General features: G+C 69.1%; 12 protein-coding genes and 1 pseudogene. 6 read left to right on the forward strand and 7 right to left on the reverse strand.

Going from position 1 to position 16510, the window contains the following annotated elements:
• Complete coding sequence (locus ACFJI0_RS22095) at positions 1-651, reverse strand: glutathione S-transferase family protein (RefSeq protein WP_382322323.1); 651 nt, start codon at positions 649-651, stop codon at positions 1-3.
• Between the two features lie 22 nt (positions 652-673).
• Complete coding sequence (locus ACFJI0_RS22100; protein ID WP_382322324.1) at positions 674-3619, reverse strand: DNA topoisomerase III; 2946 nt, start codon at positions 3617-3619, stop codon at positions 674-676.
• A gap of 97 nt (positions 3620-3716) precedes the next feature.
• Here ACFJI0_RS22100 and ACFJI0_RS22105 point away from each other — a divergent pair, with 97 nt between their 5' ends.
• Genes ACFJI0_RS22105 through ACFJI0_RS22115 form a run of 3 tightly spaced genes read left to right on the forward strand, consistent with a single transcriptional unit; the run spans position 3717 to position 5843 of the window.
• Positions 3717-4256: an SET domain-containing protein gene (locus tag ACFJI0_RS22105; protein WP_382322325.1), complete on the forward strand. Its 540-nt coding sequence runs from the start codon at positions 3717-3719 to the stop codon at positions 4254-4256.
• Between the two features lie 16 nt (positions 4257-4272).
• Positions 4273-5076 carry a biotin--[acetyl-CoA-carboxylase] ligase gene (locus ACFJI0_RS22110; RefSeq protein WP_382322326.1) on the forward strand — a complete coding sequence of 268 codons (804 nt, stop codon included), beginning with the start codon at positions 4273-4275 and terminating at the stop codon, positions 5074-5076.
• Positions 5070-5843, forward strand: a complete 774-nt coding sequence (locus ACFJI0_RS22115) for an SPOR domain-containing protein (RefSeq protein ID WP_382322327.1) — start codon at positions 5070-5072, stop codon at positions 5841-5843. The genes ACFJI0_RS22110 and ACFJI0_RS22115 overlap by 7 nt, the downstream gene beginning before the upstream one ends.
• Before the next feature lie 19 nt (positions 5844-5862).
• On the opposite strand, the gene ACFJI0_RS22120 is transcribed toward ACFJI0_RS22115, so the two are convergent.
• From ACFJI0_RS22120 to tkt, 5 genes and pseudogenes are all read right to left on the reverse strand, one after another.
• A complete protein-coding gene (locus ACFJI0_RS22120) occupies positions 5863-7779 on the reverse strand; it encodes a S8 family serine peptidase (protein WP_382322328.1) in 1917 nt (638 codons plus the stop codon).
• A 133-nt stretch (positions 7780-7912) separates the two neighbouring features.
• Positions 7913-8809 carry an alpha/beta fold hydrolase gene (locus tag ACFJI0_RS22125; protein WP_382322329.1) on the reverse strand — a complete coding sequence of 299 codons (897 nt, stop codon included), beginning with the start codon at positions 8807-8809 and terminating at the stop codon, positions 7913-7915.
• A gap of 10 nt (positions 8810-8819) precedes the next feature.
• Positions 8820-9422, reverse strand: a complete 603-nt coding sequence (locus tag ACFJI0_RS22130; protein WP_382322330.1) for a TetR/AcrR family transcriptional regulator — start codon at positions 9420-9422, stop codon at positions 8820-8822.
• Between the two features lie 113 nt (positions 9423-9535).
• Entirely contained in the window at positions 9536-10534 is a 999-nt protein-coding gene (gene gap / locus ACFJI0_RS22135; protein ID WP_382322331.1) for a type I glyceraldehyde-3-phosphate dehydrogenase, read from the reverse strand.
• A gap of 44 nt (positions 10535-10578) precedes the next feature.
• Positions 10579-12580 (reverse strand): annotated as a pseudogene (gene tkt, locus ACFJI0_RS22140) (transketolase).
• Between the two features lie 299 nt (positions 12581-12879).
• On the opposite strand from tkt, the gene ACFJI0_RS22145 reads away from it, so the two are divergent.
• From ACFJI0_RS22145 to ACFJI0_RS22155, 3 genes are all read left to right on the forward strand, one after another.
• The gene (locus ACFJI0_RS22145) at positions 12880-13584 is read left to right on the forward strand and encodes an NDP-sugar synthase (RefSeq protein ID WP_382325778.1); all 705 of its coding nucleotides are present in this window, start codon (positions 12880-12882) and stop codon (positions 13582-13584) included.
• Between the two features lie 45 nt (positions 13585-13629).
• A complete protein-coding gene (locus ACFJI0_RS22150) occupies positions 13630-15027 on the forward strand; it encodes an aminopeptidase P N-terminal domain-containing protein (protein WP_382322332.1) in 1398 nt (465 codons plus the stop codon).
• A 132-nt stretch (positions 15028-15159) separates the two neighbouring features.
• Positions 15160-16344 carry an imelysin family protein gene (locus tag ACFJI0_RS22155; RefSeq protein WP_382322333.1) on the forward strand — a complete coding sequence of 395 codons (1185 nt, stop codon included), beginning with the start codon at positions 15160-15162 and terminating at the stop codon, positions 16342-16344.
• Positions 16345-16510: the final 166 nt, after the last annotated feature.

A 16510-nucleotide genomic window follows, 5' to 3' on the forward strand; every position in this document is an offset into this window, starting at 1 on the left:
TCAGGCCTTGGGCTTGTAGATGTTGAGCATCAGCTTTTCGCGCTCGACCGCGCGCGCCACCGGCGGCAGCGCGGCGAAGCGCTGGGCCAGGTCCCAGGTCGCCGGCTGGGTGGTGGGATCGATGCCCGCAAAACCGCCCCAGCGCAGCAGCGTGAGCGCGTAGGCGTCCAGCGCGCCGGGGCGCTCGCCCATCATCCAGGGCGAGGCCTGCCTGGCCATCACCTCGATCTCGTCCAGCAGGCCCTTGTAGGTCTTGGCGGCGTGGGCGCGGATCGCCTGCTTGGCGGCCTCGTCGTCGGTGAACTTGTCCGGCATGAACACGTGCGTGAAGGTGGGGTGCACGGTGTTGTTCATCCAGGTCAGGGTCTGCAGCGCGCGCGTGCGCGCCAGGCCGGACGCCGGCAGGATGCCCGCCTCGGGCAGCTTCGCATCGAGGTGCAGCAGGATCGCCACGATCTGCGTGATCACCTGGCCATCGTCCACCAGCACCGGCACCTGGCCACGCGGGTTGATCGCCAGGTACTCGGGGCTGCGCTGCTCGTTCTTGTGCAGCTTGACGCTGTGTGGCTCGAACGCGGCGCCGGAGAGCTCCAGCATGCTGTGGGGCACGAAGGAACACGCGCCGGGGGCGAAATAGAGAGTCAGGCTCATGCGGAAATCCTTTTGGAAACAATCAGGTCAGGTGCTGGCCCACGATGCCCGCGATCTCGAACATGGTGACCTGCGGCTTGCCGAACACGGCGGCGAGCTTGGCATCGGCGTTGACGCGGCGCTTGTCGGTGGCGTCCTGCAGGCCGTTGGCCTTGATGTAGTCCCACAGCTTCTTCACCACCTCGGGGCGGGACACCGGGCCTTCGCCGATCACCGCGGCCAGGGCGGCGCTGGGCTGCTTGCCGCTGGCCGCCGTGGTCTTGCGCGGTGCCTTGGGCGTCTTGGCCGCCGCGGCTTTCTTGGCCGCGGGTGCCTTCTTGGCGGGCGCGGCCTTCTTCGCCGGGGCGGCCTTGGCCGGCGCGCCGGCGGCGGTCTTGCGCGGCGGGAACTTGCTCGCGCGCGGCTCGAACTCGAAGTTCACCTTGCCGGCTTCCTTGTCCCAGGCCAGGAAGGCCTTGAACGCGCGGCGCGTGCGCATCGAAACGAACTTGTCGAGCAGGTCGGTCTTGCCGGTCTCCAGCAGCTTGCTCATCTGTTCGCGCGCCACCGGCTGTTGCAGGATGATCTTGCCACTCTTGAAGTCGCAGGTCGGCGTGGGCTGGGCCAGGGTCGGCACCGATTTTTCGCACACGTAGTTGCTGCCGTGCTCGTGCACCGGGCTGCCGCACTTGGGGCAGGCGCCGAGCGACTCGCTGCCGGTGAAGTCCACCAGCTCGCCGCTTTCTTCGCCCTTCTTGTCGTCGCCGAAGTCGAACTCCAGCTTCCAGTTCTTTTCTTCTTCGTTGAACTTGATCACGATCTCGGCCACGAAGGGCCAACCCGCCTTGGAGCGGAAACCTTCGAGCGGGCCGATCTTCTTGTCGCGCAGCAGCTGTTCGGCCTCCTCGGGCTCGAAGGTGCGCCCGGCGGGCGACTTGCCGAACGAGAAGCCGCAGCCCTCGCTGTTGCCGTCGGCGCCGGTGCAGGTGTAGCGGCGGTAGTTTTCCTTCACCACGCCGCCGCAGTTCGGGCAGGGCGTGGACAGCGTGGCGTAGTTGCCCGGAATGGTGTCGCGGTCGTATTCCTTGGCCTTCTTCACCATGCGCTCGGTCATGGCGGCGATCTCGCCCATGAAGGCGGCGCGGCTGAGCTGGCGATGCTCCATCTGCGCGAGCTTGTACTCCCACTCGCCGGTGAGCTCGGGCTTGGAGAGTTCTTCCACGCCCAGGCCGCGCAGCAGCGTCATGAGCTGGAAGGCCTTGGCGGTGGGGATGATCTCGCGGCCTTCGCGGAACATGTACTTCTCGGTCAGCAGGCCTTCGATGATGGCCGCGCGCGTGGCAGGCGTGCCCAGACCCTTTTCCTGCATGGCTTCGCGCAGCTCGTCGTCGTCCACCAGCTTGCCGGCGCCTTCCATGGCGCCCAGCAGCGTGGCTTCCGAATAGCGCGCGGGCGGCTTGGTCTTCAGGCCCTTGGGCTCGACGCTCTCGGTGCGCACGGTCTCGCCCTCGCGCACGGGCACCAGGTTCTGGCCCTTGTCACCGTCCTTGGCATCGGCCACGTCCTCGGCGGCCTCCTTGCCATAGACGGCCATCCAGCCCGGCTTCACGAGCACCTTGCCTTCGGTCTTGAAGTGGTGGTTCAGCACCGAGCTGATGCGCGTGGTCACCATGAACTCGGCGCTCGGGAAAAACACCGCCAGGAAGCGGCGCACGACCAGGTCGTACAGTTTCTGCTCGGCTTCGCTCAGGCCGCTGGGCGCCTGCAGCGTGGGGATGATGGCAAAGTGGTCGCTGACCTTGCTGTTGTCGAAGATGCGCTTGCTCGGGCGGATGTAGCTGTTGTCCAGCGCGGTCTTCGCGTGCGGCGCGAGGTGCTTCATGCCGCTGCCGGCCAGCATCTCGAAGGTCTGCCTGACGGTGGGCAGGTAGTCCTCGGGCAGGGCGCGCGAGTCGGTCCGGGGGTAGGTCAGGGCCTTGTGGCGCTCGTACAGGCTTTGCGCCAGTTGCAGCGTGGTCTTGGCCGAGAAGCCGAAGCGGCCGTTGGCCTCGCGCTGCAGGCTGGTCAGGTCGTACAGCAGGCCGCAGGCCTGGGTGGTGGGCTTGCTCTCTTCCTTGACGCTGGCGGCCTTGCCCCGCACCGCGTCGGCGATCGCCAGCGCCTCGCGCTGGGTCCAGACGCGGTCGGCGCGCAGCTCGGCGTCGGCATCGTCACCGGTGGGCTTCTTGAAGTTGGGATCGAACCACTTGCCCGGGTACTCGCCGGCTTCGGCCAGGAAGCTGGCGTGGATTTCCCAGTAGTCGCGGCTCCTGTGGGCGCGGATCTTTTCCTCACGCTCGACCACGATGGACAGCGTGGGCGTCTGCACCCGGCCGACGGTGGTGAGGAAGAAGCCCCCGTCGCGCGAGTTGAAGGCGGTCATGGCGCGCGTGCCGTTGATGCCGACCATCCAGTCGGCCTCGGAACGGCTGCGCGCGGCATCGGCCAGGCCCAGCATCTGCTCGTTGCTGCGCAGCTGCTCGAAGCCGTCTCGAATGGCCGCGGGCGTCATCGACTGCAGCCACAGGCGCTGCACCGGTTTGCCCAGCGGCTGGTAGCTGCCGTTCTTCAGGCCGCCTGCGTACTGCTCGATCAGGCGGAAGATCAGCTCCCCCTCGCGGCCCGCGTCACAGGCGTTGATGAGGCGCGACACATCCTTGCGCTTGACGAGCTTGACCACCGCGGACAGCCGCGACTTGGTCTTGTCGATCGGCTTGAGTTCGAAGTACGGCGGCAGCACCGGCAGGTGCGCGAAGCTCCACTTGCCGCGCTTCACGTCGAATTCCTCCGGCGCAGCGATCTCCACCAGGTGACCCACGGCGGAAGTCACCACGTACTTGTCATTCTCAAAGTGGTCATCGTGCTTGTCGAACTTGCCCGCCACCGGGGTAAGCGCTCGCACGATGTCTTGGGCCACGGATGGCTTCTCGGCAATGACCAGGGTTTTCATCTCTACAATCGGCTTTCCACGCGCGTGTACACGCGCACATGGGCACGCGCACACCCGCGCGCACCTGCATGAAACAACCTTACCAAATATTTCGGCCGTGACGAAAAGCCCCCGCCAGACGCAGCCGCGCCCTTCTTCCACCAAGACCAAGGCCGCCGCCCCCGCCGCCAGCCGCCGCATCCAGACCCGGCGCTCCGGCGTGCATGGCAAGGGCGTGTACGCCGTGGTCGATCTGGCCGAGGGCGAGACGCTCATCGAATACGTGGGCGAGATCATCACCTGGGAGGAGGCGCTGCGCCGCCATCCGCACGACCCGAGCGACCCGAACCATACGTTCTACTTCCACATCGATGAAGAGCACGTGATCGACGCCAAGGTCGGCGGCAATTCGGCGCGCTGGATCAACCACAGCTGCAAGCCCAACTGCGAAGCCGACGTGGAAGACGGCCGGGTGTTCATCCGTTCGTTGCGCCCCATCCAGGCCGGCGAGGAGCTGTTCTACGACTACGGCCTGGTGATCGACGAGCCCTACACGCCCAAGCTCAAGGCCGAGTACCCCTGCTGGTGCGGCGCCAAGAAGTGCCGCGGCACGCTGCTCGCCCCCAAACGCGCGGGACGCGCGTCCAAGCTCGGCTAAGGACCTCTCCCCTCGCATGGCAGACACCCTGACCCGTCACGCGGAAGCGGTCTGGGAAGCCGTGGTGCCCCTGCTGCCGGGCTTCACGGTGGAGGTGCTGCCCAGCATCGACTCCACCAGCAGCGAGCTCATGCGGCGCGCGCGCAGCGGCCTCATGGAGCCGGTGCTGCTGACCGCCGAGCAGCAGACCGCGGGGCGGGGCCGGCTCGGCAAGGGCTGGCACAGCAAGCCGGGCCAATCGCTCACGTTTTCCATCGCCCTGCCGCTGGCGCCATCGAACTGGTCGGGCCTGTCGCTCGCGGTGGGCGTGAGCCTGGCCCACAGCCTGCACCCCGACGTGCGGCTGAAATGGCCGAACGACCTCTGGCTGCACCAGCGCAAGCTCGGCGGCATCCTGGTGGAGACCGCCAGCACCGGTGACGCGGCGCAGGGCCAGCGCATGGTGGTGATCGGCGTGGGCATCAACATCGCCCGGCCCGAGGCCTCGGCCGTGGCCGCCCTGGTGCCCGACGGCTCGACCGTGGCCGCCATGGCGCCGGCCGGACTGGCCGAGGTCAGCGTGGGCATCACGCCCGGCGAGGTGCTCGAGCGCGTGGCGCCGCCGCTGGTGCAGGACGTGCTGGCGTTCGCCTCGCAAGGCTTTGGCGCCTTTGCGCAGCGTTTCGCCGGCCTGGACGCCTTGCAGGGCCTGGCCGTGCAACTCTCCGATGGCACCCGGGGCACGGCCTGCGGGGTGACCCCCGACGGTGCCCTGCAGGTGTTGACCGACCAGGGCATGTTGACCGTCACCAGTTCAGAAGTGAGTGTGCGCCCGTGTTGAGGTGGGCGGTCATCGTGCTGGTGCTGGCCAACGCGGGCTATTTCGCCTGGACCCAGGGCTACCTGGGCGGCCTGGGCCTGGCCCCGATCGAGCAGCGCGAGCCCCAGCGCCTGGCGCAGCAGCTCAGGCCCGAGGCCTTGCGCCTGCTCAATGGCCCCAAAGGAACGTCGGCCGACACCACCACTGCGCCGGAGCCCGAGACCGCGGCACCACCGGCCGCGCTGCCGGCCGCGGCGGTGGAAGCCGCACCGACGCCACCGGCCGCGCCCACCCCGACCCCGCCCACAGCGGCCGCCCCAGCGAGCGATGGCCCGCGCGCCTGCTGGCAGGCCGCCGGCTTCACCGAAGCCCAGGCTGAGCTGCTGCGCGCCGAACTCGCGCTGCTGGGCCTGACGGCGAACGGCTGGCAACTCAACGAGACCCGCAGCAGCGGCCGCTGGATCGTCTACATGGGGCGCTACGACAACACCGAGCAGGTGGAGCGCAAGAAGGCCGAGTTGCGCGGGCTGGGCGTGCAGTTCCGAGAGCTCACCGCGAATGGCCTGGCCCCGGGGCTGGCGCTGGGCACCTACTCCACCGAAGCCGCCGCGCGGCAGGCGCTGCAGCAGACCGAGCGCGACGGCGTGCGCACCGCCAGGGTGGCGCAGGAACGGGCGGAAAGCGTGTCGTTCGCGCTGCGCCTGCCCGCCATCACCGACGCCCAGCGCGCGGCAGTGGAAGGGTTGCGCGAGGCCATGGCCGGCAAGGCGCTGCGCCGCTGCAGCTGAGCCGACCGGCGGGCTCGGCTCAGACCCGACGGCGGCGGCGCTGGCACAGCGCCACGGCGATCACCCAGGCCCACAGGCTCAAACCCCAGAGATGGCCAGCGGAGCCACCACCTCCCCCGCTGCTGCTGGCGGCGAGCACGGGCATGGCCGCCACCGCGCGCACGGTGTCTTCACCCGTGCGGCCGAAGTTGTCCACCACGGTGAGCGAGAACACATAGCTGTCCTCCGCCACGAGCGTGCCCTTGGCCACCGCGCTGCTGGCCGACGAGAGCGTGACCGGCGGCCCGCTCACCTGCACCCACTGGTAGGACACGATGCTGCGACCGGGAATGGGCACGCTCTGGCTGCCGTCGAGCGTGATCACCGTGCCCGGCTCGACCTCGCCCACCGGCTTGATCACGACCGCCGGGCCGGTGGCCAGCTGCACCGAGGTGTTGGCGTCCAGCAGGCCGGCGCCGCAGGTGGTGGTGGTGCAGCCGCAGACGGCGCCCGCGCCCGGGGTGCCGCACGCGGCCAATCCCGTCACCACGTGAGGTCGGGCCCCCGCCTTCATGCGCTCGATGAGCTGGCGCGGGCTCAGGAAGGGGTTGACCGCCAGCATCAGGCTGGCGATGCCCGCGGCCTGTGGCGCGGCAAAGCTCGTGCCCTGCTTGTAGCCATACATGTCGACCCCTGGCGTGGTCGTGCCGCTGTTGTCGGTCGAGTACAGCAAGGTCGATGGGCCGGCATCGGTCGAGCCCCCGGGCGCGGCCAGCGCCACGCGGGTGCCGAAACTGGAGTACTCGGCCTTCGCCCCATCCTTGCGCACCGAAGCCACGGTCATGACCCGGCGGCAGTCGGCCGGGCGGGTCAGCGTGGTGTTCGAATTGCCGGCCGCCACGACGATGAGGGCGCCCGCGTTGGTGACCGCGTCGATGGTGGTCTGGTAGCCCGGCGTGCAGGCCGAATCGCCACCAAAACTGAGGTTGATCACGCGCGCCGGGTTCGGGTTGATCGGCAGGCCCGAGACCGGCAGGCCGGCCGCCCAGCGCAGGCCGTCGAGCAGGTCCGACAGGTGCGCGCCGCATTTGCCCGAGACGCGCACCGGCAATACCTTCGCGCCCCAGTTCAGGCCCGCGACGCCCTGGGCGTTGTCGGTGGCGGCGGCGATCTGCCCCGCGATGAAGGTGCCGTGCCAGGTGCTGTTGGACAGGTCGCAGCCCGCGAACAGCGGATTCGCCAGGTCGGCTGGGTGCACCCAGTCACCCGGGTCGCTCGGGTCGGGGTCGCGCCCGTCGCCGTCGTTGGACACGGCCAGCTCACTCACCAGGTCGTAGCCGGGCAGCAGCTTGCCGGCCAGATCCGGGTGTCCCGCCCGGATGCCGCTGTCGACCACCGCCACGACCGCCGTGGACCCGGAGGTGCTGCCGGTCGTGTCGCCCCAGGCGGGGGGCAGGTTCAGGCCCGTCAGGTTCACCAGATCGGGCGTCTGCAGGTGCCATTGCTGGGGAAACAGCGTGTCGCTGGGGGTGACGGGCGCGCCCAGGCGGGGCACCAGCACATCGGGCTCGACCCAGGCCACATCGGGATGCAGGCGCGCGCGGCGCACGGCGTTGTCCAGCGCCTGGCGACGCAAGGGCCGATCGAAGCGCAGCAGGCGGGCGTTGCCTGCCTCGCCGGCTTGGCCCGACGGCAGCCCGACCTCGCGCGCCCAGCGGGTCAGGCGCTCGCGGCCCTGGCGGGCGTTGCGGTCCCATTGCGAACGGGCCCGCTCACGTCCGGAGGCCCAGGGCCCCTGGTCCGTCGCGGTGTTCGATTCGAGTTCGTCGCCCTTGAAGCCGATGATCAGGCCGGCCGCCTCACGCCGGCTGGACGGCTCCTGCGCCATGGCGGGAGTGGCAATCAGGCCCGCCAGGGTGGCCGTGCACAGGAGCAGTGCTGGAAACAGTCGCCGCATGGAATGGGGAGGGCCGGAAGGGCAAGCGAGGCAAGGTGGGGGATGTGTCGAAACATTTTGACATGCCGGTCTTTCGCATGGCCTTTATCCCCTGGCGATTCGGCATTTCCGCACAGCTTTACAACACCCGCGCTCAGCGGCCGGCCAAAGGGGCGGCGGCGGGACGCAGCGCCTCGAACCAGTCGAGCGCCTCGTTCCACAAGGGCAAGGCCTTGGGCCGGAAGTAGCCCATGTGGCCGATCGGCCCCAGGCCCGCGCGGCGCGGGTCGATGGTGACGGCCCGCACCGAGGTGTTGCGGTAACCGGCCATGAAGGCATCGCGCGAGGCCGGTGGCGCCCAGGCGTCGTCCAGCGCGTTGGCGGCCACGATCGGGAAACGCACCTGGCCGAAGCGTTCGGTGGTGGCCTGCATCTGCGGGTCGTCGAAGAAGTAGCGCGGAAAGCGGCACCAGCCGCGCCACTGGCGGTACACGTCCAGCGGCAGGTCCTCGCCCATGCCCAGGCGGCTCCAGGGCAGGTAACCGGCGAACTTGGTCCACACCGGCCCCAGCACGCGCCACATGAACAGCACCCTCATGCGCTCCAGCGGTGGCATCCAGCCGTGCCAGCCGGCGCCGGTGGCGAAGGTGTAGGCGCCGTCCACCCAGTCGTGGTGCGGCAGCAGGCCCAGGGCATGACCGCCGTACGAATGGCCGACCAGGTACAGCGGCATGCCGTCCTGGCGCATGGCTTCGACGGCGGCGGCCAGGTCGAGCCGGCCCCAGTCGAGGTAGTCCATGCGAAAGCCCTTGAGCGTGGGCGGGGCCGACTCGCCGATGCCCCGGTAGTCCAGCGTGAGCACGTCGAAACCGCGGCGCGCGGCGTGTTCGGCGAAGCGCTTGTAGAAGCCCTGTGGCACGGCGGTCGCGCCCCCGATCACGAGGTGGGCGCGGGCCGGCGTGGGGCTGCGGTAGCGGCGGGCCGAGAGCGGATAGCCGTCGGCGGCGGTCAGCAGGAGGGTTTCGATGCGAACGTCCGGGGGGGTGCTCATGGGGATCTCCTCAAGTGGTGCCCGTTTCGCGCGGGCGGCGCGCGGCGAGCAGGCCCAGCAGCGTCTGGACGGCCTGCTGGATGGGTTCGGTGCTGTGGGCCACGCGCGCCTGCAACAGCCCGCCTTCGTAGGTGGCGACGATCAGCGCCGCCACACCCCGGGCCGACTCGCGCGGCTCGCCGGCCTGTTCCAGCGCCAGCGCGATGCGCTCGCGCAAGGTGGCAAAGGCCCGCGCCAGGGCCTCGCGCAGCGCGTGGTCGTCGGGCGTGCTCTCCAGCGCGACGGTCGCCAGCGGGCAGCCGGCGTGAAAGCCCGTGCTGCTCAGGCGCTGGGTCGCGCCCTGCATCCATTGCCGCGCGGCTTCGATCGGGTCGCCCTCCTTGGCCAGCAGGCCGTCCAGCCAGCCCAGCATGCGCGCGACCACATCGTCGATCGCGGCCACGGCGAGTTCGGTCTTGCCGCCGGGAAAGTGGTGGTACAGCACGCCCTTGGGCGCGCCGGCCTGGGCCAGCAGTTCGGTCAGGCCGATGCCGTGCAGGCCGCGCCGGCGCAGGGCGTCGGTCATGGCGGCGATCAGGCGTTCGCGGGTGCCGGGGGTGGGGGTGTCGGTCATGGGGCGCAATCTATAGACCGGTCGGTCTAGTGTCAATGCGCGCTTGTCGCCGAGGTGAACCGGGCAAGAAAAAAGCGCCCGAAGGCGCTTTTTCAAGTCGAGTGAGCTTGCGCTTACTTGGCGACAACGCGAACCATTTCGAGGCACTTGTTGGAGTAGCCCCATTCGTTGTCGTACCAGCTCACGACCTTGATGAAGGTCTTGTCCAGCGCGATGCCGGCGTCGGCATCGAAGATCGAGGTGCGCGTGTCGCCCCGGAAATCCGTCGCCACCACCTTGTCGGTCGTATAGCCCAGCACGCCCTTCAAGGCGCCTTCGCTCTGCGCCTTCATCTCCGCACAGATCTCTTCGTACGTCGCGTCCTTGTTCAGCTCCACCGTCAGGTCCACCACCGACACGTCGCTGGTCGGCACCCGGAAGCTCATGCCCGTGAGCTTCTTGTTGAGCTCGGGAATCACCACGCCCACGGCCTTGGCCGCGCCCGTGCTGCTGGGGATGATGTTCTCCAGGATGCCGCGGCCACCGCGCCAGTCCTTGTTGCTCGGGCCGTCCACCGTCTTCTGCGTGGCCGTGGCCGCGTGCACCGTGGTCATCAGGCCGCGCTTGATGCCCCACTTGTCGTTGAGCACCTTGGCGATCGGCGCCAGGCAGTTGGTGGTGCACGAGGCGTTGGAGATGATGGCCTCGCCCTTGTAGGTCTTGTCATTCACGCCGTAGACGAACATCGGGGTGTCGTCCTTGGAAGGCGCCGAGAGGATGACCTTCTTCGCACCCGCGTCCAGGTGCTTCTGGGCCGTGACCTTGTCCAGGAACAGGCCGGTGGATTCGATCACCACGTCGGCGCCGACTTCGTTCCATTTGAGGTTGGCGGGATCGCGCTCCTGCGTCAGGCGGATCTTCTTGCCGTTGACGATCAGCGTGTTGCCTTCGACCGAGACCGTGCCCTTGAAGCGGCCGTGCACGCTGTCGTACTGCAGCATGTAGGCCAGGTAGTCGGGCTCGAGCAGGTCGTTGATCGCCACCACTTCAATGTCGTTGAAGTTCTGGATGGCGCTGCGCAGCACGTTGCGGCCGATGCGGCCGAAGCCGTTGATGCCGATCTTGATCGTCATGTCTCGTCTCTCCTGGAGGGTTTCAAAAAAGGGTTAACCAAAATTCACTTCGCGAGCACGGCGCGCACCGTGTCCGCCACGTTCTGCTCGGTGAAGCCGAAGTGCTTGAACAGCACCGGCGCCGGGGCCGATTCGCCGTAGGTGTCGATGCCGACCACGGCGGCCACGCCGTACTTCCACCAGCCGTCGGTGGTGCCCATCTCGACCGCGATGCGTGGCACGCCGGCCGGCAGCACCGAGGCCTTGTAGGCGGCGGTCTGGCGGTCGAAGGTGGTGGTGCTGGGCATGGAGACCACGCGCACGGCGATCTTGTGCTCGCGGGCCAGCAGCTCCTGCGCCTTCAGGGCGAGCTGCACTTCGGAGCCGGTGGCGATGATCACGGCCTGCGCCTTTTTCTTCAGGCCCACCTCGGCCGGCTCGGCCAGCACGTAGGCGCCCTGGCTGATGTGGCCCAGGTCGTTCTTGGGCGCGTAAGGCAGGTTCTGGCGGCTGAGCAGCAGCGCGGTCGGGCGGCTGGCGTTCTCCAGCGCCACAGCCCAGGCCACAGCGGTCTCGGCCGTGTCGGCGGGGCGCCACACGTCCAGGTTGGGGATCAGGCGCAGGCTGGCCGCGTGCTCGATGGACTGGTGCGTCGGGCCGTCTTCGCCCAGGCCGATGGAGTCGTGCGTGAACACGTGGATCACGCGCTGCTTCATCAGCGCGGCCATGCGGATGGCGTTGCGGCTGTAGTCGCTGAAGGTGAGGAAGGTGCCGCCGTAGGGGATGAAGCCGCCGTGCAGCGCCACGCCGTTCATGATCGCGGCCATGCCGAACTCGCGCACGCCGTAGTTGATGTGGCGCCCGCCCTGGCCCTGCTCGTTCTTCACCACGTCACCGGCCATGTTGAAACGCAGGCTGGGGGTGGACTTGGTGTTGGTGAGGTTGGAGCCGGTGAGGTCGGCGCTGCCGCCCAGCAGCTCGGGCAGCGCGGCGGTGAAGGTCTCCAGCGCCAGCTGGCTGGCCTTGCGGCTGCGCCACGGTTTCGGCCTTGGTGTGCGCGCCCACGGCGGCGTCCACCGCGACCTGCGCGAAGTTCTTCGGCAGCTCGCCCTTCATGCGGCGGGTGAACTCCTTGGCCAGCTCGGGGAAAGCGGCCTTGTAGGCGGCGAACTTCCCGTTCCAGTCGGCCTCCACGGCCTGGCCGGCGGCCTTGGCGTCCCAGGCGGCGTACACGTCCTGCGGCACCTCGAAGGGCTTGTGCATCCAGCCCAGGGCCTCGCGGGTCAGCTGGATCTCTTCGCCGCCCAGCGGCTCGCCGTGGGCCTTGGCGGTGTTGGCGCGGTTCGGGCTGCCCTTGCCGATGTGCGTCTTGCAGATGATCAGCGTGGGGCCAAAGGTGCCCATGCTGGCCTTGTTCTTGGCGTCGGCGATCGCGCGGTCCACGGCGTCGGTGTCGTGGCCGTCGATCGGGCCGATCACGTTCCAGCCGCTGGCGGTGAAGCGCAGCGCGGTGTTGTCGATGAACCAGGGCGTGACCTGGCCATCGATCGAGATGCCGTTGTCGTCGTACAGCGCGATCAGCTTGTTGAGCTTCCAGGCGCCGGCCAGGGCCACGGCCTCGTGGCTGATGCCTTCCATCAGGCAGCCGTCGCCCAGGAACACGTAGGTGTGGTGGTCGACGATGGCGTGGCCATCGCGGTTGAATTCGGCCGCCAGCAGCTTCTCGGCCAGCGCCATGCCCACGGCGTTGGTGATGCCCTGGCCCAGCGGGCCGGTGGTGGTTTCCACGCCGGGGGTGATGCCCACCTCGGGGTGGCCGGCGGTCTTGCTGTGCAGCTGGCGGAAGTTCTTGAGTTCGCCGATCGGCAGCTTGTAGCCCGTGAGGTGCAACAGCGCGTAAATCAGCATGGAACCGTGGCCGTTCGAGAGCACGAAACGGTCGCGGTTGGCCCACTGCGGGTTGGTCGGGTTGTGGCGCAGGTGGCGCCCCCAGAGGGCGGCCGCCATGTCCGCCATGCCCATGGGCGCGCCGGGGTGGCCCGAGTTCGCCTGTTGCACCGCGTCCATGGCCAGGGCGCGGATGGCGTTGGCCTGGGTCTGGGCGGTCACGGCCGAAGCGGCGGGGGCGGTGCGGGTGGGGGTGCTGGCGGCGTCGGACATGGGGTGCTGGGGGAGGGTATGAGGAAGGAACAATTGCGCGGCGGCGCAAAACAGGGGATTTTATCGGGCCGCCCGGACCGGCGCCCCCGACGGCCGGCCGAGCCGCGCGCAGGCGCTCATAATTCCGGATGCGTCGGGCCCTGTGAACCCGGTACGCCCACCGTCCAACACCCATGACCCGACTTGCCACCGCCCCCATCCCGGCCATGCTGCTTGCCGCCGGGCGTGGCATGCGCATGCGCCCCTTGACGGACGAAACGCCCAAGCCTCTGCTGACGGTGCAGGGCCGGCCCTTGATGCAATGGCCGATGGAGGCCTTGCTGGCCGGCGGCTTCCGGCGCCTGGTGGTCAACACCGCCTGGCTGGGCGAACAGATCGACGCCTTCTGCGCCGACTGGCAGGCGCAGCACCCGGGCACCGAGGTGACCGTCTCGCGCGAAGGCCAGGACTTCGGCTACGCGCTGGAGACCGCCGGGGGCATCGCGCGCGCGCTGCCGCTGCTGGGCGATGTGTTCTGGGTGCTCGCGGGCGACGTGTACGCGCCGGAGTTCGCCTTCACGCCGACCAGCGTGGCCCGCTTCAAGGCCAGCGGCCTGCTCGCCCATCTCTGGCTGGTGCCCAACCCGCCGCACCACCCACGCGGCGATTTCGGCCTGAGCGCCGAGGGCCTGGCGCTCAACGAGGCCGAGATGCGCCACACCTACAGCACCATCGGCCTGTACCGCCGCGAGCTGTTCGAGGCGCCCTGGTGCGAGATCGTGCCGGGCAACCCGCAGGGCACGGCCGAGCCGCTGGCGCCGCTGCTGCGCCGCGCCATGGACGCCGGCCTGGTGAGCGCCGAGCTCTACACCGGCCCCTGGGTGGACGTGGGCACCCCAGAGCGACTCGCGGAACTGAACACCGCGGGCTGATCCCCACGCCCCACGGCGCGCGCCAAAACGCCGACAATGGCCCGCATGGACTCCACCACCCACACCACCCTGTACGCGGAGCGCCGTGCCCGCGTGGCCGCCCAGCTCGGGCCCGGCGGCATCGCCATCGTGCCCACCGCGCTGGAACGGCCGCGCAACCGCGACACCGATTTCATCTACCGGCACGACAGCTACTTCTATTACCTCACCGGTTTCACCGAGCCCAATGCCTGGCTGGTGATCACCGCCGAGGGCCAGACCACGCTGTTCTGCCAGCCCAAGGACCTGGAGCGCGAGATCTGGGATGGCATCCGCCTGGGCCCCGAAGCCGCACCGGAACACCTGGGCGTGAGCGAGGCGTTTTCCGTCGCCGAACTCGACCAGCGCCTGCCCAAATTGCTGGAGAACCGCCAGACCGTGTGGTACCCCTTCGCCACGCACGCGGGGCTGGAGAGCCGCATCAACGGCTGGCTGCAACCGGTGCGCGCGCGCGTGCGCTACGGCGCGCTGTGCCCCGAATCGCAGCGCGACCTCTGCGGCATCCTCGACGAACTGCGGCTGGTGAAGGACGCCTTCGAGCAGGCCACCATGCGCCGCGCCGCTCAGATCAGCGCCAAGGCCCACATCCGCGCCATGCAGCGCAGCGCGGCCATGCTGCGCGCCGGGCAGGACGTGCGTGAGTACCACCTCGACGCCGAGCTGCTGCACAGCTTCCGCGAACACGGCTCGCAGTACCCGGCCTACGGCAGCATCGTGGCCGCCGGCGCCAACGCCTGCGTGCTGCACTACCGCGCCGACGCCGCGCCGATCCGCAGCGGCGAGCTGGTGCTGATCGACGCCGGCTGCGAACTCGACGGCTACGCCAGCGACATCACCCGCACCTTTCCCGCCAACGGCCGCTTCACCGGCCCGCAGCGCACGCTGTACGACCTCGTGCTCGCCAGCCAGGACGCCGCCGTGGCCGCCACCAAGGCCGGCGCTCGCTTCGTCGATCCGCACGAGGCCACCGTGGCCGTGCTGGCCCAGGGCCTGCTCGACGTCGGCCTGCTGGACCGCAACAAGGTCGGCAACGCGCAGGACGTGATCGCCCACCGCGCCTACTTCCCGTTCTACATGCACCGCACCGGGCACTGGCTGGGCATGGACGTGCACGACTGCGGCAGCTACGTGGAGCCCTCCGAGCTGGGCAGCGTGAGCGAGCGCCAGGACCCGCTCAGCGGCGAGACCATCAAGGACCGGCCCAGCCGCGTGCTGCGCCCCGGCATGGTGCTCACCATCGAGCCCGGCCTGTACGTGCGGCCAGGCGAAGGCGTGCCCGAGCATTTCTGGAACATCGGCATCCGCATCGAGGACGACGCCATCGTCACCGCGACCGGCTGCGAACTCATCTCGCGCGACGTGCCGGTGAAGGCCGACGAGATCGAAGCCCTGATGCGCGCTTGACGCAGGTCAAGAGCACCGCCGATGGGCCCATCGGCGGCCGGGTCTTGGATATAGAGCAGGAATCATTCTCATTTACACTGTGAGACCCACCGGCGCTGCCGGCCCGATTCCTTCACTCCAAGCCCTTCCGCCATGAAACCCACCCTGCTCGTTCTGGCCCTGTCGGCCACCCTGTCCCTGCTGCACGCACCGGCCCACGCCCAGGCCGCCGCTCCCGCGGCCACGAGCGCACCCGCCGCCGCGACCTACGCCACCGTGGCCACGCACTACGCCGCGCTGGTGCACGCCAACTACAGCGACACCCTGGCCGCCGCGCAGGAGATGCAGACCACCATCAAGGCCTTCGTGGCCGCGCCCTCGGCCGACGGCCTGGCCGCCGCGCGCAAGGCCTGGCTGGGCGCCCGCGAGTTCTACGGCCAGACCGAGGCCTTCCGCTTCTACAGCGGCCCGATCGACGACGACAAGGGCCCGGAAGGCCAGATCAACGCCTGGCCGCTGGACGAAGCCTATGTGGACTACGTGCAGGGCAAGCCCAAAGCCGGCCTGATCGCCAACACCAAGTTCAAGATCACCAAGACCAACCTGGCCAAGTTCAACGAGCGCGGTGGTGAAGAGAACATCAGCTCCGGCTGGCACGCGATCGAATTCCTGCTGTGGGGCCAGGACCTGAGCGAAACCGGCCCGGGCAACCGCTCGTTCGAGGACTATGTGGACGGCAAGACCCCCAACGCCGACCGCCGCCGCCAGTTCCTCACCGTGGCCACCGAGCTGCTGGTGGACGACCTGAACTTCCTGGTCAAGGCCTGGGCGCCCGGCCAGAAGAACTACCGCGCGCGCTTCGAGAAGGGCGGCAAGGAATCGGTGCGCAAGATCATCGTGGGCCTGGGCTCGCTCTCGCGCGGCGAACTCTCGGGTGAGCGCATGGAAGTGGCGCTGAACTCGCAGGACCAGGAAGACGAACACTCCTGCTTCTCCGACAACACGCACCGCGACATCGTGACCAACGCCACCGGCATCCAGAACGTGTGGCTGGGCCAGTACAAGAAGCGCGACGGCAGCGTGCTGCAAGGCCCGGGCGTGCGCGACCTGGTGGCCGCCAAGAAGGCCGACCTGGCCGAGAAGACCACCGCGCAGATCGCCGCCTCGGTGGCGGGTGCCGAAGCCATTCCCGCCCCGTTCGACCGCGCCATCGCCAAGGGTTCGGCCGGCCGCCCGGCGATCGAGAAGACCGTCGCCAGCCTGGTGGAACAGTCCAAGCTGCTGGTGGAATCGGCCAGCGCGGTGGGCATCGCCAAGCTGACCCTCGTGGAGCCTTGATTCGGAACACCCCCCTGCGCCGCTGCGCGGCTTCCCCCCTCTCTGGCGCGCCTTCGGCGCTGGGAGGGGGGACGGGGTCTCGGGCCGGCGGAGCCGGACCCTTGACCCCTCTGGATTGACGTTTCTTCTGTTGTCTAGGCCTTCATCATGTCGCTCCTTCCCACAG

The organism is Hydrogenophaga sp. UC242_53 (assembly GCF_042696965.1).
Taxonomy (GTDB): domain Bacteria; phylum Pseudomonadota; class Gammaproteobacteria; order Burkholderiales; family Burkholderiaceae_C; genus Hydrogenophaga.

Bases quoted from the DNA above. Each gene is read 5' to 3' on its own strand.
- ACFJI0_RS22095 (WP_382322323.1), bottom strand. From the start codon at position 651: ATGAGCCTGACTCTCTATTTCGCCCCCGGCGCGTGTTCCTTCGTGCCC.
- ACFJI0_RS22100 (WP_382322324.1), bottom strand. From the start codon at position 3,619: ATGAAAACCCTGGTCATTGCCGAGAAGCCATCCGTGGCCCAAGACATC.
- ACFJI0_RS22110 (WP_382322326.1), top strand. From the start codon at position 4,273: ATGGCAGACACCCTGACCCGTCACGCGGAAGCGGTCTGGGAAGCCGTG.
- ACFJI0_RS22120 (WP_382322328.1), bottom strand. From the start codon at position 7,779: ATGCGGCGACTGTTTCCAGCACTGCTCCTGTGCACGGCCACCCTGGCG.
- ACFJI0_RS22125 (WP_382322329.1), bottom strand. From the start codon at position 8,809: ATGAGCACCCCCCCGGACGTTCGCATCGAAACCCTCCTGCTGACCGCC.
- ACFJI0_RS22130 (WP_382322330.1), bottom strand. From the start codon at position 9,422: ATGACCGACACCCCCACCCCCGGCACCCGCGAACGCCTGATCGCCGCC.
- gap (WP_382322331.1), bottom strand. From the start codon at position 10,534: ATGACGATCAAGATCGGCATCAACGGCTTCGGCCGCATCGGCCGCAAC.
- ACFJI0_RS22145 (WP_382325778.1), top strand. From the start codon at position 12,880: ATGCTGCTTGCCGCCGGGCGTGGCATGCGCATGCGCCCCTTGACGGAC.
- ACFJI0_RS22150 (WP_382322332.1), top strand. From the start codon at position 13,630: ATGGACTCCACCACCCACACCACCCTGTACGCGGAGCGCCGTGCCCGC.
- ACFJI0_RS22155 (WP_382322333.1), top strand. From the start codon at position 15,160: ATGAAACCCACCCTGCTCGTTCTGGCCCTGTCGGCCACCCTGTCCCTG.